27 protein-coding genes are annotated in these 22,190 nt (G+C 61.5%); 21 read left to right on the top strand and 6 right to left on the bottom strand.

Going from position 1 to position 22,190, the window contains the following annotated elements; genetic code table 11:
* The first annotated feature begins 242 nt into the window (after positions 1-242).
* Entirely contained in the window at positions 243-506 is a 264-nt protein-coding gene (locus tag BI344_RS16955; protein WP_071114041.1) for a hypothetical protein, read from the top strand.
* Positions 507-779: 273 nt separating this feature from the next.
* Here the strand turns inward: BI344_RS16955 and BI344_RS24105 are convergent, their stop codons facing one another.
* The 6 genes from BI344_RS24105 to BI344_RS24100 form a co-directional block, all read right to left on the bottom strand.
* A complete protein-coding gene (locus BI344_RS24105) occupies positions 780-1,271 on the bottom strand; it encodes a CsbD family protein (RefSeq protein ID WP_139167064.1) in 492 nt (163 codons plus the stop codon).
* A gap of 350 nt (positions 1,272-1,621) precedes the next feature.
* Entirely contained in the window at positions 1,622-2,083 is a 462-nt protein-coding gene (locus tag BI344_RS23185) for a CsbD family protein (RefSeq protein ID WP_083370274.1), read from the bottom strand.
* A 127-nt stretch (positions 2,084-2,210) separates the two neighbouring features.
* Entirely contained in the window at positions 2,211-2,486 is a 276-nt protein-coding gene (locus tag BI344_RS16940) for a hypothetical protein (RefSeq protein ID WP_139167063.1), read from the bottom strand.
* 332 nt (positions 2,487-2,818) lie between these two features.
* Complete coding sequence (locus tag BI344_RS26195) at positions 2,819-3,175, bottom strand: transposase (protein WP_083339002.1); 357 nt, start codon at positions 3,173-3,175, stop codon at positions 2,819-2,821.
* Between the two features lie 364 nt (positions 3,176-3,539).
* Positions 3,540-4,790 (bottom strand): hypothetical protein, encoded by a 1,251-nt coding sequence (locus BI344_RS16935; RefSeq protein ID WP_083370273.1) that lies wholly within the window; start codon positions 4,788-4,790, stop codon positions 3,540-3,542.
* Between the two features lie 386 nt (positions 4,791-5,176).
* Entirely contained in the window at positions 5,177-5,404 is a 228-nt protein-coding gene (locus BI344_RS24100) for a PAAR domain-containing protein (RefSeq protein WP_139167062.1), read from the bottom strand.
* A gap of 174 nt (positions 5,405-5,578) precedes the next feature.
* Here BI344_RS24100 and BI344_RS16930 point away from each other — a divergent pair, with 174 nt between their 5' ends.
* The 20 genes from BI344_RS16930 to pepP all read left to right on the top strand — a co-directional run bounded on the left by BI344_RS16930 (position 5,579) and on the right by pepP (position 22,187).
* Positions 5,579-6,091 carry a low molecular weight protein-tyrosine-phosphatase gene (locus BI344_RS16930; protein WP_071114037.1) on the top strand — a complete coding sequence of 171 codons (513 nt, stop codon included), beginning with the start codon at positions 5,579-5,581 and terminating at the stop codon, positions 6,089-6,091.
* A 92-nt stretch (positions 6,092-6,183) separates the two neighbouring features.
* Positions 6,184-6,879, top strand: coding sequence for a chemotaxis protein CheB (locus tag BI344_RS16925; RefSeq protein ID WP_071114036.1), 696 nt, complete (start codon positions 6,184-6,186; stop codon positions 6,877-6,879).
* Between the two features lie 17 nt (positions 6,880-6,896).
* Positions 6,897-8,273, top strand: a complete 1,377-nt coding sequence (locus BI344_RS16920; RefSeq protein WP_071114035.1) for a sigma-54-dependent transcriptional regulator — start codon at positions 6,897-6,899, stop codon at positions 8,271-8,273.
* 2 nt (positions 8,274-8,275) lie between these two features.
* Positions 8,276-8,599 (top strand): flagellar hook-basal body complex protein FliE, encoded by a 324-nt coding sequence (fliE, locus tag BI344_RS16915; RefSeq protein WP_071114034.1) that lies wholly within the window; start codon positions 8,276-8,278, stop codon positions 8,597-8,599.
* Between the two features lie 53 nt (positions 8,600-8,652).
* A complete protein-coding gene (gene fliF / locus BI344_RS16910; protein ID WP_071114033.1) occupies positions 8,653-10,401 on the top strand; it encodes a flagellar basal-body MS-ring/collar protein FliF in 1,749 nt (582 codons plus the stop codon).
* On the top strand, positions 10,394-11,392 hold the full coding sequence (gene fliG, locus BI344_RS16905; protein WP_071114032.1) for a flagellar motor switch protein FliG: 999 nt from the start codon (positions 10,394-10,396) through the stop codon (positions 11,390-11,392). The genes fliF and fliG overlap by 8 nt, the downstream gene beginning before the upstream one ends.
* The gene (locus BI344_RS16900) at positions 11,373-12,224 is read left to right on the top strand and encodes a flagellar assembly protein FliH (protein WP_071114031.1); all 852 of its coding nucleotides are present in this window, start codon (positions 11,373-11,375) and stop codon (positions 12,222-12,224) included. Before fliG ends, BI344_RS16900 begins: the two co-directional genes overlap by 20 nt.
* The gene (gene fliI / locus BI344_RS16895; protein WP_071114030.1) at positions 12,205-13,599 is read left to right on the top strand and encodes a flagellar protein export ATPase FliI; all 1,395 of its coding nucleotides are present in this window, start codon (positions 12,205-12,207) and stop codon (positions 13,597-13,599) included. The genes BI344_RS16900 and fliI overlap by 20 nt, the downstream gene beginning before the upstream one ends.
* 11 nt (positions 13,600-13,610) lie before the next feature.
* Positions 13,611-14,060, top strand: a complete 450-nt coding sequence (gene fliJ, locus BI344_RS16890) for a flagellar export protein FliJ (RefSeq protein ID WP_071114029.1) — start codon at positions 13,611-13,613, stop codon at positions 14,058-14,060.
* Between the two features lie 53 nt (positions 14,061-14,113).
* Positions 14,114-15,052 (top strand): flagellar hook-length control protein FliK, encoded by a 939-nt coding sequence (locus BI344_RS16885; RefSeq protein ID WP_071114028.1) that lies wholly within the window; start codon positions 14,114-14,116, stop codon positions 15,050-15,052.
* 170 nt (positions 15,053-15,222) lie between these two features.
* Positions 15,223-15,681, top strand: a complete 459-nt coding sequence (locus BI344_RS16880; protein WP_239690932.1) for a flagellar basal body-associated FliL family protein — start codon at positions 15,223-15,225, stop codon at positions 15,679-15,681.
* Between the two features lie 5 nt (positions 15,682-15,686).
* Positions 15,687-16,691, top strand: a complete 1,005-nt coding sequence (gene fliM / locus BI344_RS16875) for a flagellar motor switch protein FliM (protein WP_071114026.1) — start codon at positions 15,687-15,689, stop codon at positions 16,689-16,691.
* Positions 16,688-17,131, top strand: a complete 444-nt coding sequence (fliN, locus tag BI344_RS16870) for a flagellar motor switch protein FliN (RefSeq protein ID WP_071114025.1) — start codon at positions 16,688-16,690, stop codon at positions 17,129-17,131. The genes fliM and fliN overlap by 4 nt, the downstream gene beginning before the upstream one ends.
* 5 nt (positions 17,132-17,136) lie before the next feature.
* The gene (fliO, locus tag BI344_RS16865) at positions 17,137-17,595 is read left to right on the top strand and encodes a flagellar biosynthetic protein FliO (protein ID WP_239690933.1); all 459 of its coding nucleotides are present in this window, start codon (positions 17,137-17,139) and stop codon (positions 17,593-17,595) included.
* Positions 17,595-18,347, top strand: coding sequence for a flagellar type III secretion system pore protein FliP (gene fliP / locus BI344_RS16860; protein WP_071114024.1), 753 nt, complete (start codon positions 17,595-17,597; stop codon positions 18,345-18,347). The genes fliO and fliP overlap by 1 nt, the downstream gene beginning before the upstream one ends.
* A gap of 17 nt (positions 18,348-18,364) precedes the next feature.
* Positions 18,365-18,856 (top strand): GNAT family N-acetyltransferase, encoded by a 492-nt coding sequence (locus BI344_RS16855; RefSeq protein ID WP_239690934.1) that lies wholly within the window; start codon positions 18,365-18,367, stop codon positions 18,854-18,856.
* Positions 18,853-19,122 carry a flagellar biosynthesis protein FliQ gene (gene fliQ / locus BI344_RS16850; RefSeq protein ID WP_071114022.1) on the top strand — a complete coding sequence of 90 codons (270 nt, stop codon included), beginning with the start codon at positions 18,853-18,855 and terminating at the stop codon, positions 19,120-19,122. Before BI344_RS16855 ends, fliQ begins: the two co-directional genes overlap by 4 nt.
* Positions 19,122-19,898, top strand: a complete 777-nt coding sequence (gene fliR, locus BI344_RS16845; RefSeq protein ID WP_071114021.1) for a flagellar biosynthetic protein FliR — start codon at positions 19,122-19,124, stop codon at positions 19,896-19,898. Before fliQ ends, fliR begins: the two co-directional genes overlap by 1 nt.
* A 98-nt stretch (positions 19,899-19,996) precedes the next feature.
* A complete protein-coding gene (locus BI344_RS16840) occupies positions 19,997-20,722 on the top strand; it encodes a YebC/PmpR family DNA-binding transcriptional regulator (protein WP_071114020.1) in 726 nt (241 codons plus the stop codon).
* A 169-nt stretch (positions 20,723-20,891) separates the two neighbouring features.
* Entirely contained in the window at positions 20,892-22,187 is a 1,296-nt protein-coding gene (gene pepP / locus BI344_RS16835; protein ID WP_071114019.1) for a Xaa-Pro aminopeptidase, read from the top strand.
* Positions 22,188-22,190: the final 3 nt, after the last annotated feature.

Genomic DNA, 22,190 nt, shown 5'->3' with positions numbered 1-22,190 from the left:
GTGCTGTCTGCTCGCCAGCCATGATCATGGATTGCGCGTGCCAGGCGGTCTGGAAGGCATGCATGGACTGGATGCCTCCCCGGCATGCGGTGGAGAGCAGATTTGCCGGCGTTGGCGGATCGGAAAATGCCGGCAAAAGGAATATCATGTGCCGGAATGCGAGTGCGCATGAAAAACGTTGCGGCAGGGAGCCCGGCCCCTTGCAGGGGCGGTTGGATGAGTAAACCATTGGAAGCATTTTGATGAGGGACGCAGGGATGGAGCAGCCATTGAAGGCTTATCAGGTTGGCGGCAACGATATCGTCGCCGCCGGTTCCCGGGAAGAGGCTTTGGCCGTGCTGGAGGAGCTGGCAGGCCAGACGGATCTGACTGTCGGGGATGTCGCTCCGATTGCGGAGGATGAACTCGATGTGCCCGTTGTGGACGAGGAGGGCAACCCCTGTCCCTCCATCCGCCAGATGTTGGCCGAGTTGAGCGAGCCGGCCTATCTTTTTGGCTGGGACTGACTGCGAATGCTGCTCTGATTAACAGCCATGGCTCATGGCTGGATAGGGATGCAGAAGGAGTGTCGGCAATACCAACACAACAGGAAGCGGCTTTCGGCTGACTCCAGCAGCCTTGCATGCAAGGCTGCTGGCTGCAGCGGTGCCCTTTCATCGAGCTGGAACTCTAAAAGCCAGACGCTACTGATGAAGAGTGAGCGTCGTTAGTAAAATAAAGGCCCTCACTAATGCCGAGGGCCTTTTTTGCGATTGCGTCGCTTTATTTGCAGCTGAAAATTATAGGCATTGATCAAGAACGGTTTTGACCTGCTTTTCTGCAGCTTCGTGAGTGATGCCATATCGTCGCTGTACGATGATGGTAAGCTTCAGCAAATCACCTTCTGTTTGCAATAGCTCTGCTTCAGTCAGTTGATTCAAAGCTTGTTTGGCTTTGCTGATATGCTCTTTCCACGCATGCTTGGACTGGTCTGGCGTAGACCCGCAGTGGTCTGCATGAGCTTGGGTTTGACCGGCGCCTTCGGCATGGCCGACCGGCTTGTCTTCGCAGTCGGCGGCCTGATGGGCGGGGGCTTGCTCAAGCGCGCTATGGCAGATTGGCTTGTCTTGGTCGATTGGTGTGGGCGCCGCGGTGCTTTGGCTGCCTGAATGACCGGGGTAGCCTATAGTCTTTTTGGAAGCTTCAGTATTGCTTGCCGACTTGTCGGGGGCGGTCGGATTTTGGTTCGTTGTCTGGCCGGTAGTGCTGGATTTGTTAAGGGTTTCGCTCATGATCATTACTCCTTTAGCCTAGTGCTGCCAAATGGCAAACCGCTAGGTAAACTAGAGGGTAAATGCCAATTCATATCTAGTCAGTCTGTTATCGTACCCTGCGATTGTTAGTTAATATCTTCATGAAAAACTTGTAGGATACTATTTGCCTATTTGCTTGGTGAGTGCTAAATGAAGCGATTCGCCAAGGTAGGTAGTATGATTCTACGCATAGGAGCGATAGGTTGAAGCTTCCCCATGGTTGATGTCGGTGGTATGTTTTTGAGAAATTCCTTTTGCAAAATCGGAGCAAGTGAGATGTGGAGGACAGAGAGGCACGCTTTCAAGCAAGGCTGCGAATGCGATGAGAGTTATGTGTTTTTTTGGTACATTTTTTGTAGTTGGAAAATCAATATGGACTGATCGAGAATGGACCTGACTTGTCTTTCAGCAACTTGATGCGTAATGTCATAGCGCTGTTGCACTAATTCAGTAAGCTTTAGCAGATCGCCCTCGGTTTCCAATAGTTCATTTTCAGTCAATAGGTCCCAGAATTTCTGTGAGTTTCCAATGTATTGCTCCCATGCGGCTTGGATTTGATTGGCTGCGATCATATCGTAGGCGGAAAAGTTGGTTGATGATTCAGCTTGCGACATGGTCTGATCGGCGCTGTCGGCATGAAGGCTGAGTTGATTTTTTGCACCTGAAATGGAGGGCTTTCCGCTTGTCTTGTCAGTGCCCGTTTTTCCTGCGATCTTTTCAGAGTGGCTGGTTGGTCGGGGGAGGGGCAGGCCTATGCTGCTGGACTGAGTATGCGAAATGAAGTTCACCATGGCTATTGCTCCTTAATTCCATGCTGGGGAATAACGACTGTCGGAATGGCTAAAGAGTAAGTCTGGATGTTGAAATGGTCTGTACGCTATCGTGCCCAGCATGTGTTTTCAAAGTAGGCAGGGGAGCCTAGTCGTCAAAATCCAATTCCATGGCATTGTCCATTGGGCTGAAAAATTCGGGATCGGCTTCGTCCACTTGTAGCCTATCCATCCAGTAGCGGCTGCCCTTATGTTCTGTTGGAAAGCCATCTGTTCCATCATCACCAAACTCATAGGTGTCTAGGTAAGGCATCTCATGACCCGCTGCGCCATCATGGCTGGGCGAGTCATCGTAACGGCCTCCTATTTGAGATGTTGGCTGGATGGTGGTTTCTGATTGAATCTGTCCAATGACTTTGCTCATATTCATTACTCCGTGGCGAGTCTGTGCCGCGATATGGCGGCTGCAAGAAATTAAAATGATGATTATCATTACTTTGATTATCTGTGTGCTGCCTAGCGGTGCGTGCGCATGGCGCTAGCGGTTCCGGTTCTTCGGGGCGGTGACATTTTGGGAAACCTAAATGCAAGATCATCAAACTTGCCTCGCTGCCGACCAGCCTGAGTGGCGCGCAAGTCAATCAACTGTTTTGTCGAACGCCGACTGTGGGCGAGCAGAGGCCGGCCAAGCGCATTGCTGCCGGCGATGCAGACCATCTTGGTGGCTTGCTCGCCGAGATGCGGGCGCTGTCCGTATCAGAATGAGTGCATTGGCTGGCTTAGACGGACTGCGCGACGACCGCCGGCGGCGAGCGGGAGTGCTTGCCGCAAATGCGCTGGGCGCCGGCGTGAGTATTTTGCGCGAATGCTTTGGTCGGGCTGTATTGCATAAATCTGTGAAAGGATGAAAGCGCTTGCAACTCTGCTTGGCCATCGAAGCGCCGCGCTATCGCTCTTTTCCCCAGCAATGTGAAACAACGCATCCTGGCTTCCACCGAGCTGCCGCGACTCCAGGCCGAACAGGCATCTCGTGGTCAGGCACAGCAGGATGGCTGCATCGTTAGAGGTCTGCGCCCGTCCACGTTTGGCGCGCGGCGTTGCCCGCCATGCCATGTCGTTGTCCAGTCAGATGGACAAAGAGCCGCGTTGACGTAGGGCCTGGCTACAGGTTTGCCAGTTGGTGGTCCGGCACTGCTTAGGAGCGGCTTGGCCAAGCAGCTAGGCCGTCAAACCGCGGCACAGGCTGATTTGCAAGGCCATGCGGAGGCGTCAAGAGGAAAAGCGACAGACCTGCCTGCCGGAGGAGATTCAATCTGTGCGCGATGCCGGATGTGGTCGCGGCGGGGGCGCCCGTCCGGTTGTTTTTGTCAGGCTACATCGCATAGCGCGGTTTTCTGCGGGTGTCGCCACCCCGATCGAGACTGGAGTGGCGTGGCCGGATTCCTCAATGATGAAAACGAGCGGCAGGCAGGGGTTATTACAGCTGCGCACCCCAGCCCAAGGCCATCTGCACTTCCCCGGCGGCGCATTCGAACGCCTGATCGATGCGCTCGCGATCATCCCCCGCCATCTGCAAGTCGGCCTTCAGTCGTTCGCCGATCCCGGACAAGGTTCCCGCCACGTCCGCGCCGCGGTTATTGAAGCGCTCCAGAAGTTTGTGCAGAGGGTAGTGCTTTCTGGATATCGCCGAGTCCTTGCCGGCCAGATAATTGCGTCCCACTGTTTCCGCCAGGGAGCAACCCTGCCGATCGAACAGGTAGTCGATGTCGTTGAAGCGGTCAGCTTCGAACTCCGCTGCGCCGAACTTGGCGCGGCCGAAGTCGATGGCCTTCAGGAATACGGCGCCGTCCTCCTTGCGTTCGTGCACCAGCAGGTTCTGCATGTGTAAATCGCGGTGGGACAGCTGATTGCAATAAAAGGCCCTGGCCATGTCCACCAGTTGGGTCGCCATGCTTCTGGCCTGGTCCAGCGACAGCGCGGGCAACGCCACATCGAGCTCGCGGCTGGCGATGAGCGCCGGGTCGTACAGCGGTACTTGGGCGTAGGCGAATTTGTCGCTGACGCCCGGCGGCGTGGCGATCTGCTGCTGGGTGGAAATGTAGTGCTGCAGATCCGGGTGGGATTCCGCGTACTCCTGCAGGCGGTTTTCGCGGACAAAGTCCTCGCGGCCGACATCATCGCGGGCCTGCAGCACCCCGGTGCCGGCGTGGAAGCGCTTGTGCACGCCGCCGGCGCCAAAGTCGCTGTCCTTGAGCTGGTTCAGTTGATCCGCGGAGATGTCCCGCCGGTAATCCTCCAGCGATAAAGCTTGCGTTTGCGCGTGCTCCGCGCTGGGCGGCAGGCCCAGGCGCGCCAGAATCATGTCCCGCGCTTCCAGCGACACTTGCTCCGTTTTCACCGCGTGGCCGCTAATGCAATAACTGATTTTGTAGCCGGTCTGATCCGGCGACACCGCGATAGTGAACAGCGTGCGGTTGTTCGTCGTGGCCATCTGGGCCAGCTGGTTGAAAGCGTAAAACGAGTGGGAGGGGCCCCGCCAGGTGTTCGTCAGTTCGAACAGCGTATTCAACGCGTCCTGTTTTTTCTCGGCGCGGAACAAGTCCTTGAACTTGTCCCACAGGCCCATATGAGTAGCAGTTTGCTTGTCGCCGCTCATCATGCGGGCCGCTCGTTCGTTGCTCAGGGAGAACGCTGTTTGGCGGGTATTGACGTGGATGGAGGTAGACATCGTATTTTGGCCTGTGCAGATAACAAAAAAAGCGGAGACAAGTTGCCTTGCCAGGCTGGTATGGAGCGCTGGCTGTTTGCCTGCAGGAGCGGCAGGTTGCCGAAGCCATGGTTGCGCGCGAAGCGACGCCCGGTTCGTTGCCGTTCGATCTGCCTATTCCTGATGTCGAGAGTGTCAGAGCAGGGGAGGCGAGGCTTTCAAAAAGCGATCACCTGATTTGGCGTCAGGTGGTTCGGCGTCATTGGCCGGACGTCTGCGGTCGGCAAGGTGTGGTTAACGACAGATGAGCCGACTGCCTGCTTGTTGGTCCTTCATGAAGATTTACCTTGAGCGCCGCAGCTGGCTTTATGGCCATTCAGAGTCACGTCTTCGCCGCCGACTGCCCACTATGGATCGCCTTCGACAGTCGCGCAGTTTACGTGGCTTTGCTTCGGGTAACTGACGGAGTTGCCAGCCGGCGCGGCGGCCTTGCCAAATATTGCGTTTGTGCTGCTGGCGCTGGTGATGTTTCCGCAGTGGTCGGTCGGGTCGACTAAGCGGATGATTCTTTTAAAATCTGTATTTAATTTTCCTGGACTGGTTTTTGCCTTAGATGTTATTTGCGGGCTAGGCATGGGCGGCGAAGAGGGTTACTAATCAAACTTTATATCTTCTGTTGAGGATGGTTGTAAGGCTGATTTCGTGTCAATATTTAAGCTCTCGATATACATATATGCGCAGATGCGCAAATTTGGGGCCGTGGCCGCGTATTGAATTCGCTGTGTTTTCTTAGTGGTCATTTGTTTTTAATGGAAAAACTATCAATCTTGTTCGTCTGCCACGGCAATATCTGCCGCTCTCCCACTGCCGAGGCCGTCATGCGGCGCCGGGCGACGGAGGCGGGCTTGGCGCAGGCGCTTCGCGTCGACTCCGCCGGCACGCACGGCTATCACGCGGGCGAAGCGCCGGACGCGCGCAGCATCCGGGCTGCGGCCCGGCGCGGCTATGATCTGGCGCCGTTGCGCGCCCGCAAGGTGGACGATGCCGATTTTGCCGCGTTCGACCTGATTCTGGCCGCCGACAACCATAATCTGGCCGGTCTGCGGCAGCGGTGCCCGGTCGCCCTGCAAGGGCAGTTGCGCCTGATGTTGGAGCCGCTGGGCGAAGGATGCGAGGTGCCGGACCCTTATTATGGCGGCAGCCAAGGGTTTGAAACCGTGCTGGATTTGCTGGAGGCGGCCTGCGATGGTTGGCTGGCGCGGCTTGGGCTGGTGCAGCGCCGAGTGGACGACGGGCTGCCGGAGCGGGGCAAGTCCTGCTAAGCTACCTGAATAACCTATCAAGCCCGCGAAAGGCCGGTGATGCAAAAGAGGCTATCGCCGGCGCGGGCGGACCATGTCAGCAAGGTAAATCCATGGCCCTGACTTCGCACGAGAGAGCGAACAAGACCCCGCTGGAAATTGTCCCCAGCCATAGCGCGGATGTCATCCTGCCACGCCAGCCGGGCAAGACGCCGCTGGCCAGTCAGACCGTAATCGTCATCGGCTCCTCCACCGGCGGCACCGAGGCGCTGCGCACGCTGCTGACCGCGTTGCCGGCGGCTATGCCACCCATCCTGGTGGCCCAGCACATGCCGGAAATGTTCACCCATTCTTTTGCCCAGCGGCTGGATTCGCTGTGCCGTTTGCGGGTGAAGGAGGCGGAGGACAATGAAAGGCTGCAAGCCGGGACAGTGTATATCGCCCCCGGCCATTCCCATTTATTGATCAAGAGCGCGCCAACCATAGGCTACAGCACCTCCTTGAACAACGGCCCGGCGGTCAACCGCCACAAGCCTTCGGTGGACGTGCTGTTCCGCTCTGCCGCCAATCTGGTCGGCAAGAACAGCATAGGCGTCATTCTGACCGGTATGGGGCGGGACGGCGCCAGCGGCATGCTGGAGATGAAGCAGGCCGGCAGCTGGAACATCGCCCAGGACGAGGCCAGCTGCGTGGTGTTCGGCATGCCCAAGGAGGCGATAGCCATGGGCGGCGCCCACGAGGTGCTGGCGTTGACCAGCATCGCCCAGCGCCTGGTCGCGCTGGCGCATCAGCGCCAACCTTCCGCATAGACAAAGCATTGGATTCCATGAAGTTTCTACCCATTCTGGTGGTCGAGGACGACGCAGACCTGCGCGAGGCCATCATCGATACCCTGTCCCTGTCCGGTTATCCCACGCTGGAGGCCGGCGACGGCACCCAGGCTTTGCAAAAGCTGAAGCAGGAGCCGGTGGGCCTGATCATTTCCGACGCCCAGATGGCGCCGATGGATGGCTACACGCTGTTCGAGGAGGTGAAGAAGCAGTATCCGGGCATCCCCTTCATCTTGATGACCGCCTATGGCGTGATCGAGCGCGCGATCGAGCTGCTGCGCGCCGGCGCCACCCATTACCTGCTCAAGCCATTCGAGCCGCCCAGTCTGCTGGCGGAAGTGGAAAAGCACCTATTGCGGATGCCGGGGGACGAAACCGGCGAAGTGGTGGCGGAGTCGGCGGCGATGCGTCAGCTGTTCGCATTGGCGGGGCGGGTGGCGCAAAGCGACGCCAGCGTGATGGTCAGCGGCCCCAGCGGCACCGGCAAGGAAGTGCTGGCGCGCTACATCCACCGCTACTCCCGCCGCAAGGATGGGCCCTTTGTGGCGGTGAACTGCGCGGCGATACCGGACAATCTGCTGGAGTCCACGCTGTTCGGCCACGAGCGCGGCGCCTTCACCGGGGCGGCCCAGGCCTTGCCGGGCAAGTTCGAGCAGGCGCAGGGCGGCACCATCCTGCTGGATGAGGTGACGGAGATGCCGTTGACGCTGCAGGCCAAACTGCTGCGGGTGCTGCAGGAGAGGGAGGTGGAGCGCATCGGCAGCACCCGCACCATCAAGCTGGACATCCGGGTGCTGGCGACTTCCAACCGCGATCTGCAAGCTGAAGTGGAGGGCGGAAAATTCCGCGAAGACCTGTATTTCCGCCTGAATGTTTTCCCCTTGCGCATCCCGGCGCTGGCCGACCGGACGGACGATATCCTGCCACTGGCACGATTCCTGCTTAAGAAACATATGGAGGCCGCCGGGCGGGGGTCCCTGGTGTTTTCCAGGGATGCGGAACGTCATTTGACGGCCTATAGTTGGGAGGGTAACATCCGCGAACTGGATAATGTCGTGCAGCGGGCGGTGATTCTTGCCGCCGGGGCGGAAATTCTTGCCGCCGATCTTTTGCTGGGCGATATCGCAGGCGTGGGGCAGTTTACCCGGGCAGTGTCTGATTCAGACAGTTCGGTGTCGGATGAAACCGACATGAAAACCCTTGAAAAACGCCATATTCTGGAAACATTGGCAGTCGTCGGCGGCGTGAAGAAGCTGGCGGCCGAAAAACTGGGCATCAGCGAGCGCACCTTGCGTTACAAATTGCAGCGATACCGTGATGAAGACGCTGCAGGTTCTGGCCTGGATGTTCCGGAAGGAAATGGCACGGAGTAGCCATGTCAGTCAATAATATCGACCAGTTGCTGGGCGAACTGAGAAGCGCGGCGGCCTTGGCCGCCGGCAAGCAGGCCCCTGCGGCACAGGAAACGTCGCAGGTCGATTTTTCCGATGTGCTCAAGTCGACCATAGAGCAGGTGAATTCGGCGCAGCAGACTTCGGAGGAGATGCAGAAGCAGTTCCAGTTGGGTGACAACAAGGAGGTGAATCTGCAGGATGTGATGGTGTCACTGCAGAAAGCCAGCTTGTCGTTCCAGACCATGGTTCAGGCGCGCAACAAACTGGTGAGCGCCTATCAGGAAATCATGAATACCCAAGTCTAGCGCTGACCGGCTTCACGGACGGGCAGCGGTGGACCTAAACCAAAAACCACCGTATGGCTGATCTGGCAGAAGAAAACGCAACTCCGGTTTGGCGGGCTCGATTGAACGAAGCGGGCGATCGTTTCAAGGCCTTCCCGAACAACAAAAAAATCCTCTTTCTAACCGCGATCGCCGCGCTTTTCGCCGTGATCGTCGGTGCCGTGGCGCTTAACCGCACGCCTTCTTATAAAGTCTTGTTCTCCAATTTGGCCGACCGCGACGGCGGCCAAGTGACGGCTGCGCTGCAGCAAATGAACATTCCTTACCAGCTTACTGATGGCGGTGTGATTTCGGTGCCCTCGGACAAGGTGTACGACGTGCGCCTCAAGCTGGCGGCCCAGGGCTTGCCCAAGGCCAGCGGCGTCGGCTTCGAGCTGATGGACAACCAGAAGTTCGGCATCAGCCAGTTCGCCGAGCAGGTCAATTATCAACGCTCCATCGAAGGCGAGCTGGCGCGCACCATCGAGTCGGTATCGTCGGTGCAGAGCGCCCGGGTGCATATCGCCACGCCCAAGCAGAGCGTATTCGTCCGCGACCAGCAGGCACCCACCGCCTCGGTGATGCTGCAGCTGTATCCCGGCCGGCTGCTGGATGGCGGCCAGGTGGCCGGCATCCTGCATCTGGTGTCCAGCTCGGTGCCCAACTTGCCGGTGAAGAACGTTACCATCGTCGATCAGGACGGCAATCTGCTGTCCAAACAGATGGGCCCCGACGAGAATTCCGGGTTGGATCAGCGCCAGCTCGGCTTCGTGCGCCAGATTGAGGATGGCTATGTCAAGCGGATCGAGGACATCCTCGAGCCTATCTTTGGCCACGGCAACGCCCGCGCGCAGGTGACGGCCAATGTCGACTTCTCCGAGACTGAGCAGACTTCCGAGACCTACCGTCCCAACTCCAGTCCCAATCCCTCGGCCACCCGCAGCCAACAGATCAGCGAGAAGCTGGCCAATGGCGCGGCCCAGCCTTCCGGGGTGCCGGGCGCGCTGTCCAACCAACCGCCGTCGGCCGCCTCCGCCCCCATTACATTGCCGCCGGCCGCGGCACCGGGCACGGCCAACCTGTCCGGCCAGAGCGTCAGTCCGAGCGGCACGCTGCAGCGCGACATCACCACCAATTACGAGGTAGACAAGACCATCCAGCACACCAAGGTGCCGACCGGCGTGGTGAAGCGCTTGTCGGCTGCCGTGGTGGTGAACTATCGTCGCATGCCGGACAAAAGCGGGGAGATGAAGCCGACGCCCCTGACGCCGCAGGAGGTGCAGCAGATCAACAATCTGGTCAAGGAGGCGATGGGCTACAACGCTCCGCGCGGCGACACGCTGAACGTGGTGAACGCGGCCTTCGCCGACAATGCCCAGCCGGTGACGATGCAGGACCGGGTGGTGGATTACGTGTCGGACAACGGCACCAATCTGGTCAAGTATGGCCTGTTGGCCATCGCTGTGCTGTACCTGCTGTTCGGCGTGGTCCGTCCTATCATGCGCGATCTGGTCAAGCCGGCGTCTGCCGCTGGTGGCGGGATGGAGGGCGCGGCCGGTGCCGCGGCCGGCGGCAGGCTGCTGGGCGTGGCCGGGGAAGAGGGCGAAATGGGCGCGGCTGGCGCCGGCGCCGGTTCCGGCTCGGTTCCCGGTTCCTCCGACGATCCGCGCGAAGTGCAGCGGCGCCAATACAGTAGTAATCTGGAAGCGGTGCGCGAATTGGTGAAATCCGATCCGCGCATGGCCGCCCAGATCATCAAGGAATGGATAACCGCCGATGAGTGAAAACGGAGTGCGCAAGAGCGCGGTGCTGCTGTTCAGTCTCGGCCAGAATGAAGCGGTCGAGGTGTTCAAGTATCTGGGACCCAAGGAGGTGCAGAAGATTTCCCTGGCGATGGCGGCGATCAACAACCTCAGTTATGAGCAGATCGACGATGTGGTGGCGGATTTCCGCAATGAATGCAACGCCCGCGCCAGCATCGGCGCCTCGGACGAATACCTGCGCAACGTGCTGATCGAGGCGCTGGGTCCGGACAAGGCGGCCAACCTGCTGGACAAGATCATGCAGGGCAACGATCACAGCGGCATCGAGAGCCTGAAGTGGATGGACCCGTCGTCCGCCGCCGACCTGATCCGCCACGAGCACCCGCAGATCATCGCCACCATCCTGGTGCATCTGGAGCCGGACCTGTCCAGTTCCATCCTGTCGTTTTTCCCGGAGCGGATGCGCAACGAGGTGCTGATCCGCACCGCCACGCTGGAGGGGGTGCAGCCGCAGGCGCTGCGCGAGCTGAACGACGTGCTGACCCAGCTGTTGTCCGGCTCCGACCGCATCAAGAAGAGCGCGTCCGGCGGCGTGGGCCTGACCGCCGAAATCCTCAATTTCATGGGCGGCAATGTCGAGGCTTCGGCCCTCAGTTTCATCCGCGAATACGATCCGGAATTGGCGCAGCGCATTCAGGACAAGATGTTCGTGTTCGAGAACATCCTCGATATCGACGACCGCTCGATCCAGACCATCCTGCGCGAAGTGCAGTCCGACTCGCTGGTGATTGCGCTCAAGGGCACCAGCACCGATCTGAAGGAAAAGATCTTCCGCAATATGTCGCAGCGCGCGGCGGAAATGCTGCGCGACGATCTGGAGTCCAAGGGGCCGGTCAAGCTGTCCGAAGTGGAGGCCGAGCAGAAGGAAATCCTCAAGGTGGTGCGCAAGCTAGCCGACGACGGCCAGATCGTGCTAGGCAGCAAGGGCGGAGATGAAGGCCTCATCGAGTAACAATCCCATCATTCCCGGCGAAGAGCTGGAAAGCTGGACTACCTGGAGTCCCGAGTCCCTCGACGGCTTCACCCAGGTGCTGTCGCCGGCGCAGTTGGTGTCGATGAGCCAGTTGCGCCGCCCCGGCGTCAGCCTGGCGGAGAAAGTGGCTCAGGCTGAAGCGGAGGCGGCTCAACCGCTGGCCGAGGTGGTCTCGGCGGATGCGCCGGCGGAAGAGGAGGACATTCCCGGTTTGGGGTATCCGACCGCCGCCGAACTGGAGGCCATCCACCAGGAGGCCTGGCAGACCGGCCACGACGCCGGCTTGGAGGCGGGCCGCGCCGAAGGCTTCGAGCAAGGGTTGCAGGCAGGGCGCGAACAGGGCATGGCCGAGGTGCGGGCCGAGCAATTGCCCAGGCTGGAAGAAGCCTGGCGGGCGCTTGACCACATGGGCGGCGAGTTTGCCGGCGAACTGAAGCGGGTGGAGCGGGAGCTGGCCGGGGGCGTGTTGCAGCTGGCCTGGCAGCTGGCGCAAAAACTGCTGCAGCAGCGCTTGCAGCGGGACGACCAGGCGCTGCTGCCATTGTTGCAGTCCGTGTTGGCCGAGTTGCCGTCCACGCTGGGCAATGCCCGTCTGCGGGTCAATCCCGCCGACCTGGCCGCCGCGCGCGAATTCCTGCAGCAGGAAACCCCGGAAACCGCGTGGCAGTGGATGGAAGACCCGAACATGGCCCGTGGCGGCTGCATCATCGATACCGCGTCGGTCCGCCTGGACATGACGCTTCCCACGCGCCTGGCGGCCTTGAGCCGGGCGTTGGGCCTGGAGGCGGGCGATGAGCGGCAGCCTGATTGAGCGCCAGCGCGGCTGGCTGGCGGCCTGCGCCGAGTCGGCGGCATCCGCCTCGCTGTGGCAGCCTTGCGGCAAGTTGGTGCGCGTCACTGGCATGGTCATGGAGGCGGTCGGCATCAAGCTGCCGGTTGGCAGCGCCTGCCAGGTGGCGTTGTCCGGCGATGAGGTGGTGGAGGCGGAAGTGGTGGGTTTTTCCGGCGACAAGGTGTTCCTGATGCCGCTTACCAATGTACATGGCTTGTTGCCCGGCACGCCGGTTTCTCCTCTGTCCACCGCCACCCCTCCCGAGTACGGCTACCATGGCGGCCAGGTGCGCGCCAATGGCGCCATCGGACGGCAGGTGCCGGTGGGGCTAGGTTTGCTGGGGCGGGTGTTGGATTCGCTGGGGCGTCCGCTGGATGGCCTGGGCCCGGTCCATCCCGATGCCTGGTTCCCCTTGTACAGCCAGCCCATCAATCCCCTTGACCGCACTCCGGTGCACGATGTGCTGGACGTAGGCGTGCGCGCGATCAACGGTCTGTTGACGGTGGGTCGCGGCCAGCGCCTGGGCCTGTTCGCCGGCTCCGGCGTCGGCAAGTCGGTCCTGCTCGGCATGATGGCGCGCTTCACCAAGGCCGATGTGGTGGTGGTGGGACTGATAGGCGAACGGGGCCGCGAGGTGAAGGACTTCATCGAGAACATCCTGGGGGAGGAGGGCCGCGCCCGTTCGGTAGTGGTGGCGGCGCCGGCCGACATGCCGCCGCTGATGCGTCTGCATGGCGCGGCCTATGCCACGGCGCTGGCCGAGTACTTCCGCGCCCAGGGCAAGGATGTGCTGTTGCTGATGGACTCGGTCACCCGTTACGCGATGGCGCAGCGCGAGATCGCGCTGGCCATCGGCGAGCCGCCGGTGACCAAGGGCTATCCGCCATCGGTGTTCGCCCGCTTGCCGCAATTGATAGAGCGCGCCGGCAATGGCGAGGAGGGCGGCGGCTCGATTACCGGCTTCTATACCGTGCTGTCCGAGGGCGATGACCAGCAGGATCCGATCGCCGACTCGGCGCGCGCGATTCTCGACGGCCACTTCGTGCTGTCGCGCGATCTGGCCGAATCCGGCCACTACCCAGCCATCGACATCGAGCAATCCATCAGCCGGGTAATGGTGGATGTGGTGCCGCAGCAGCAGATGGACCTGGCGCGCCACTTCAAGCAACTGTACTCCCGCTATCAGCGCAATCGCGATCTGATCAGCGTCGGCGCCTATGTCGCCGGCTCCGACCCGGTGCTGGACGACGCGATGCGCCGCCAGCTGCCGATGGTCAGCTTCCTGACCCAGCCTATGCACGAATCGCACGACTACGCGTCCTGCTGCGCGCAGCTGGCGAGCGTGCTGGCTTGAGGCGCTAAGCCATGTCCGGCAAGTACCAGCTGCTGATTCATCTGGCCGATGAGCGCCAGCAGGCGGCGGCGGAGCGGATGAGCCTGGCGCAGAGCCGGTTGAACGAGTCGCAGGCGCGGCTTGAGCAACTGGACGCCTTCCGCAACGAATACCGCCAGCGTTTGCTGGGGGGCGGCGGCAAGGGCATGTCCATCATCCAGTATCAGGACTTCCAGCGTTTCTTGTCCCGGCTGGACGAGGCGATGCTTCAGCAGCAGCTGGATCTGGATCGCAGCACCCAGCGCTTCGTCATGGAGCGTCAGGCCTGGCAGATGGAGTACAAAAAATTCAAGGCCTATGAAAAGCTGTTGCAGCGCGAGCAGGAGCGCGAGGCGCAAACGGAAGCCCGGCGGCAGCAGAAGCAGACCGATGAATTCGCCACCCGCCAATTCTGGGACCGCACCCACGACGAAGACGCCTGAGTTGGCACGCTACTTGCTTTTATAGCGACGTTACACTCAGTCGAGGCTTCATCATGACCATCACGGTAAACACGCCAGTGACTAATGCCGCATCCGCGGCCTCCCCCGGCGCGGGCGGCGGCGCGACCGGAAGCGCCGGCAGCGGAGCGGGCAGCGATCTGTTCGCCAGCCTGCTGGGCATCCAGATGACTGCGATTGGGTCGATGTTGCCCGGCACGGGAGATGGCGGAGACGCCAAACCCGTCAGCGACAAGCCTGCCGCCAAGGACGATGATGCCGGCGGCGACGCCCAGGCCGCGGCGGCGATGCCTCTGCTGGCCGCCATGCAGGCCAGCCTGCAGCAGCAACCGCAGCCGGTCGATCCGAAGACGCCCAGCCAGGACCTGTTGGCGCAACAGGTGTCCAGCAAGCCCGATCTGAGCGCCATGGTGCAGGCCAAGCCGCTGTTCAACTGGCAAAGCAACCAGCAAAAATTGCCGGACCCCGATCCGAACGCCGTGCAATTCTTGCCGCTGCAGCAGTTGCAACAGCAGCAGCCGGCCAATGCGCAGTCCAGCGCCAATATGCCGGTGCTGACCCTGCCGCAGACGCTGAATGACCCTGCCTGGGGCAAGGCGCTGGGCGAGCAGATGCTGACCATGGTCAACATGAAGGCCGACAAGGCCCAGATCCAGCTGAACCCGCCGCAGATGGGGCCGATCGAGATCACGCTCAAGATGAATGGCACCGACCAGGCTCAGGTATTGTTCACCGCCGCCGTGCCGGCCACGCGCGAGGCGCTGGAAAACAATATGCACCAGCTGCGTTCGATGCTGTCGTCCAGCGGCATCCAGTTGACCGATTCGCAGGTTTCTAGCGGCCAATCCGGCCAGCAACAGCAGGCTTATCAGCAGAAAAAAGGCCGGTCGGAGCCGGTGGTGGGAGAGGTGGACGGCGTGGACGCGCTGAGCGCCATCAAGGCCGCGCGCGGCATACTCAGCATATTTGCCTGACCTGATTTGATATTGACCCTGTTCAGCCGGTCGAGAAAACTGGAAAATATGGCGAGGAAATCGTTTAAGATTTCACTAGGCACTCCATAAAGAACAGGTCATAACTTATGTCGGATGATAAAAAGGCGGAAAAGGCGGAAAAAAAACCAGGCGGAGGCGGCAACAAGCTGATGATGATAGTCATTGTGCTGCTGATTCTGGTTTTGGCCGCGGTGGGCGCTTTGGCTGCCTATATGTTCACCAGCATGAGCAAGGCGCCGGCCGGCGCCCAGGCCGAACAGGTCAAGGAAAAGCCGAAGAAGAAGCATGAAGGTCCGCCTATTTTCGAGAAGATGGATACCTTCGTGGTGAATCTGGCCGGCAACGACGGCAGCCTGCTGCAGGTCGACATGCAGGCCGAGCTGGCCGACGAGGACGCCAAGAAGAAATTCACCGATTACGGCCCCAAGATCCGCAGCGCCGTCATCCTGCTGCTGTCCTCCAAGAGTGCGACCGAGGTCAGCACTGCCGAAGGCAAGGTCAAGCTGAAGGCCCAGGTCAAGCAGATCATCAACGAGTCCATGGATTCGGGTGACGAACCCGTCGTGGATAGCGTACTCTTCACTTCCTTCATCATTCAGAAGCAATAAGCGCCATGGGCGACGATATCCTGTCCCAGGAAGAGGTAGACGCGCTATTACGAGGCGTCTCCGGGGAGGACGAAGATGATGATGGCGGCCAGGATGCCCAGGGTGTCCGAGGCTATGATATTGGTCGGCAGGAGCGCATCGTCCGCGGACGGATGCCGACCCTTGAGATCATCAACGAGCGTTTTGCGCGCAATCTGCGCATCGGCCTGTTCAATTTCCTGCGCCGCAACGCCGAAATTTCGGTGGGGCCGGTGCGGGTGCAGAAGTACAGCGAATTCATCCGCAACCTGGTGGTTCCCACCAACCTCAACCTGGTGCATGTCAAGCCATTGCGCGGCACCGGCCTGCTGATTTTCGATCCCGATCTGGTTTTCCTGATCGTGGATAATTTGTTCGGCAGCGACGGCCGCTATCATGTGCGGGTGGAGGGGCGCGATTTCACGCCCACCGAGCAGCGCATCATTCATCGGCTGCTGGAGGTGGTGTTCACCGAATGCCAGAAGGCCTGGGAGCCGGTGCATCCGATCGAGTTCGTCTATCTGCGCTCGGAGATGAACACCCAGTTCGCCAACATCGCCACCCCTACCGAAGTGGTGGTGGCGATGACCTTCCATATCGAGCTGGGCGCGGGCGGCGGCGATTTCCACATCTGCCTGCCGTATTCGATGGTGGAGCCGATCCGCGACCTGCTGTCCAGCACCATGCAGGCCGACCGCACCGAAGTCGACAACCGCTGGGTCAACCTGATGACCCATCAAGTGCAGGCGGCGGAGGTGGAGCTGGTGGCCAGCCTGGCGCATACCAAGGTGACGCTGGGGCAGATCCTGAATTTGAAGAACGGCGATGTGGTGATGATAGAAATCCCCGAACTGGTGGAGGCCGATGTGTCCGGCATTCCGGTGTTCGAGGCCAGCTATGGTACCGTGCAGGGCCGTTATGCGTTGAAAGTGGAAAAGATACTGGCGGGCGCCAATGAGTTCATGGAGTCGCCGGGGGATAAAGAGCAATGAGCGAAGAAGAACAGCAGGCCGGCGCCGCGGGCGCGGAAGAAGAAGTCTCGATGGACGACTGGGCGGCGGCGATGGCCGAGCAGGAGGTCGCCGACGCGCCGCCTCCGGCCGAGGAGGCCGTGCCGGCGCAGAACCTGTTCCAGGAGATAGGCGCGGGCGTGGCCATCGCCGGCGGGCCGCCCAATCTGGACATGATCCTGGACATCCCGGTACAGCTGACGGTGGAGCTGGGCCGGACCAAGATCGCCATCCGCAACCTGCTGCAGCTGGCCCAGGGGTCGGTGGTGGAGCTGGACGGCATGGCCGGCGAGCCGATGGACGTGCTGGTCAACGGCTGCCTGATCGCCCAGGGCGAAGTAGTGGTGGTCAACGACAAGTTCGGCATCCGCCTGACCGACATCATCACCCCGGCCGAGCGCATCCGCCGTTTGCAGAAATAATGGACATGGCACAAGCATCGAAAGTGCGCCTGGCGCTGCGGGGCGCATTTTGTTTTCTGGCATCGGCGCCGCTGATGGCGGCGCCGGCCGTCGCGCCGGCGGCCGCTCCCTCCCCCTTTGTCAGCCTGGTGCAGGTGATCCTGGGCCTGGCGGTGGTGCTGGGCGCCATCGTCGGCGTCGCCTGGCTGTTCAAGCGGCTGTCCGGCGGCGTGATGGGAGCCGCGGGGCGTCTGCGGGTGGTGGGCGGAACCATGGTCGGGCAGAAGGAGAGGGTGGTCATCGTCGAGCTGGAGGGCGAGTGGCTGGTGCTGGGCGTGACGCCCAGCCAGGTCAACCTGTTGAGCAAGATGCCGCGGCCTGAAGGGGCGGATCAGCCGCCTGCCGAGCCGGCCGACCCATTCGCCCGCTGGCTGAAGGCGGCGCTGGAGAAAGGCCGTCCGCTGCGGGGGCGGCAGGACACGTGATGAAAAAAGCTACCGTTATCGCCCTGTTGTCCAGCGGGGCTTTGCTGTTTCCCTTGCTGGCGGATGCCGCCATCGGCTTGCCGCTGATGACCAGCACGCCGGGCGAGGGCGGCGGGCAGAATTACTCGCTCAGCCTGCAGATGCTGTTGTTCATGACGGCGCTGGGCTTTATTCCGGCGATGCTGCTGATGATGACAGCCTTCACCCGCATCGTGATCGTGCTGTCGCTGCTGCGCCAGGCGCTGGGCACCACTCAGTCGCCGCCCAACCAGGTCATCGTTGGCCTGGCGCTGTTCCTGACGCTATTCGTGATGGGTCCCACTTTCGATCAGGTCTACGCCAAGGCCTGGGTGCCGTTCTCCGACGACAAGATCAGCATGAACCAGGCGCTGGACGAAGCCAGCAAGCCGATGAAGGCCTTCATGCTGCGGCAGACGCGGGAAAAGGACCTGGCCTTCTTCATAGAGATTTCGCAATCGCCGAAGCCGCAGACCAAGGAAGAGGTGTCGATGAAGACGCTGGTGCCGGCCTTCGCCATCAGCGAACTGAAAACCGCTTTCCAGATCGGCTTCATGATCTTCATCCCCTTCATGATCATCGACCTGGTGGTCGCCAGCATATTGATGGCGATGGGCATGATGATGGTGTCCCCAGTCACCATTTCGCTGCCGTTCAAGATGATGCTGTTTGTGCTGGTGGACGGTTGGACGCTGCTGATGGGCTCGCTGGTGCAGAGCTTCTACACGGGGTAGCGATGGACTTGCGACAATTGACCCCAGCCGATTTGCCCGCTTGCTACCATCTGTTCGGCGCCAGCGTGCATGGCCTGGCCGGCGCATGCTATACGGCGGAGCAGTGCCGCGCCTGGGTGCCGCTTGAGCGATGGACCGACGAGCGGGAGCAGAGCTGGGCGCGCCGGCTGGGCGGCTCCTGGGCCTGCAAGGCCGTGGCCGGCGATGGCCGGCTGGCGGGCTTCGCCTGGTTGAGTTTCGATGGCCAATTCGACATGCTGTTCGTCGCCCCCTGGGCCGGGCGGCAGGGCGTGGCCGGCCGCATGCTGGCCGAACTGGAATCGAAGGCCGCGGCACACGGCGTGACGGCCCTCCATGCCTGGGCCAGCCATGCTGCGCGGCCGGTGTTCGAGCGGGCGGGCTACCAGCTGCTGCGCGCGAATCGCATCGATCGCCAGGGCGTGGCGCTGGATAATTGGCTGCTGGCCAAAGGCGGCTGGCGCGAGCCGGAACAGGAGGAAACGACATGACGCCGGAACTCATCATCAGCATCGTGCAGAACGCCTTGTACATCCTGATCATCGTGTCGGCGCCGGTGCTGCTGACATCCTTGCTGGTGGGCCTGCTGGTCAGCATCCTGCAGGCGGCCACCCAGATCAACGAGATGACGCTCACCTTCATCCCCAAGCTATTGTCGATGTTCCTGGTGCTGGTGCTGGCCGGGCCGTGGATGCTCAATACGCTGATCGAATACACCACCCGCCTGTTTCAGAGCATACCCAACGTGATCGGCTGATGCTGACGATAAGCGATGTGCAGATCAACGCGCTGGTAGGGGCTTTCGTCTGGCCCTTCGCCCGCATCATCGGCCTGTTCCTGGCCGAGCCGCTGTTCGCCTACCGCGGCGTGCCGCGCAGCTTCAAAGTCGGTTTTGCGCTGATTCTGACCGTGATGATCGCGCCGATGCTGCCGCCGTTGCCGACGGTGCCGCTGGTTTCCGCCGCCGGCATCGCCATCCTGTTGCAACAGCTGTTGATCGGCTTGGCGATGGGTTTCGTGATGCGCATCGTGATCAGTGCGGTGGAGCTGACGGGATTCATCATCGGCGCGCAGACCGGCCTGGGTTTCGCGATGTTCTTCGACCCGGTCCACGCGGCCCAGGTGCCGGTGCTGTCGCAGATGCTGTCGCTGTTCACCTTTTTCCTGTTCCTGTCCTTCGATGGCCATCATGTGGTGCTGCAGACGCTGGTGGAAAGCTTCCGCGTGCTGCCGATAGGCATGTCGATGCCGGCGGTCGGGATCAAGGCGCTGGCGCTGTGGGGAACGCACCTGGTGGAGTGGGGCGTGTGGCTGGCGATGCCGGTGATAGGGGCGTTGCTGATCACCAACCTGGCCATCGGGGTGATGACGCGGGCGGCGCCGCAGTTCAACATCTTCTCTTTCGGCTTTCCCCTGACCATCATGGTGGGCTTCGGCGCTTTCTACCTGACGCTGCCGATGATGGTGCCGGCGATCGAGCAGATGTACCGCGCCGGTTTCGAGATGATGCTGAAAATGCTGCAGGCGAAGTAGCGGCGCCGATATTCGTAGACGGTGCCGGCTTTCTGCTAAAATACCGCGATTTTTGGACGATTGGGTTCGTCGGAACCAGATAACAGACAGAGGCAAATATGGCAGGTCACAGTAAATGGGCTAACATCCAGCACCGCAAGGGTCGCCAGGATGCCAAACGTGGCAAGATCTTCACCCGCCTGATCAAGGAAATCACCGTTGCCGCCAAGATGGGCGGCGGCGATGTCAACATGAACCCGCGCTTGCGCCTGGCGGTGGAAAAGGCCAAGGCCGAGTCCATGCCCAAGGACAATATCGAGAACGCGGTCAAACGCGGCACCGGCCAGTTGGAAGGCGTCGATTACGTCGAGTGCCGCTACGAAGGCTACGGCATCGCCGGCGCGGCGGTGATGGTGGATTGCCTGACCGACAACAAGACCCGCACCGTCGCCGACGTGCGCCACGCCTTCTCCAAGTACGGCGGCAATATGGGCACCGACGGTTGCGTGTCCTTCCAGTTCAAGCATTGCGGCTACCTGGTGTTCGCGCCGGGGGTGGACGAAGACGCGCTGATGGAAGCGGCGCTGGAAGCCGGCGCCGACGATGTGGTCGGCAGCGACGACGGTTCCATCGAAGTGATCACCGGGCCGTACGAATTCACCGACATCAAGGCGACGCTGGAGGCCAAGGGCTTCAAGGCCGAAATGGGCGAGGTGACCATGCGCGCCGAGAACGACACCGAGCTCTCCGGCGAAGACGCGGCCCGCATGCAGAAGCTGCTGGACGCGCTGGAGGATCTGGACGACGTGCAGGATGTCTACACTTCCGCGGTGCTGGACGAATAAGCGCGCCATCGCGCAGCCATCCGGCGCAGGCACCCCAAACCCGGCCAAGCCGGGTTTTTTCATGCCGTCGTCCTTGCGCATTGGCGCGGCAGGCTTGGGGGCTTGCCTGCCAGGGTGTAAACTGGCGTTTTTGCCACTGCCGCGCAAGGTCCGCCGGGGAAAGCCGAACATGTATCAGCCGCACGCAGAGCGCCGCAACCGCCTGTTGTCCATCATGGGCGACGGTGTGGCGCTGCTGTCCACCGCGCCGGAAGCGGTGCGCAATGCCGACAGCCACTATCCTTACCGCGCCGACAGCTACTTCCTCTACCTGACCGGTTTCATCGAGCCGGAAGCGGTGCTGCTGCTGGATGGCCGCAGCGGCAAGTCGGTCCTGTTCTGCCGCGCCAAGAATCCCGCTATGGAAATCTGGGACGGCTTCCGCCACGGGCCGGATGGCGCGCGCGAGGCGTTCGGTTTCGACGAGGCTTATCCGCTGGACGAGATGGCCGAGCGGATTCCGGACCTGCTGGCCGACAGCAATCAGCTGTGGTGGCCGTTGGGCCACGACGAGGCCTTCGACCGCCGCGTCAATCGCTGGCTGGACAGCGTGCGCCAGCGTTCCCGCAGCGGCGCGCGCGCGCCTGCGCATTATGGGGACTTGCGCGCCTTGCTGGACGAGATGCGCATGGTCAAGGACGAAGCCGAGATCGCCTTGTTGCGCCGTGCCGGGGACATCTCCGCCGTCGGCCACATCAAGGCGATGCAGGCGGTCCGGCCCGGCATGTTCGAATACGAGGTGGAGGCGGAGATTCTGCGCGCCTTCATCCGCCGCGGCGCGCGCTATCCGGCCTATGAGAGCATCGTCGCCGGCGGCGCCAATGCTTGTACCTTGCATTACGCCGCCAACAACGCTCGCCTCAACGATGGCGAGCTGCTGCTGATAGACGCCGGCTGCGAGCTCGAAGGCTACGCCGGCGACATCACCCGAACCTTCCCGGTGGGCGGCCGCTTCAGCGCGGCGCAGCGCGACGTCTACCAGGTGGTGCTGGCGGCGGAGTTGGCCGGCATCGCCGCGGTGCGTCCCGGCGCGTTGTGGAACGCGCCAGGCGAGGCGGCGCTCAAGGTGCTGGCGCAGGGCATGCTGGACCTGGGCTTGCTGAGTGGCAGCGTGGACGGCGTGATCGAATCCGGCAGCTACCGCCAGTTCTACATGCACGGCATCGGCCACATGATAGGGCTGGACGTGCACGACGTCGGCCAGCGCAAGCTGCACGGCCAGTGGCGCGGCTACCAGCCCGGAATGTGCACCACGGTGGAGCCGGGCCTGTACATCCGCCCGGCGCCCGGCGTGCCGGAGGCCTTCCACAACATCGGCATCCGCATCGAGGACGATGTGCTGGTGACGGCGGATGGCAATGAAGTGTATACCGCAGCAGTGCCTAAACAGATCGACGAGATCGAGGCGCTGATGCGCGGAGATTGAGAA

It is taken from the genome of Chromobacterium sphagni (genome assembly GCF_001855555.1).
Lineage (GTDB): Bacteria > Pseudomonadota > Gammaproteobacteria > Burkholderiales > Chromobacteriaceae > Chromobacterium > Chromobacterium sphagni.
This window is presented reverse-complemented; position numbering and strand designations above follow the sequence as displayed.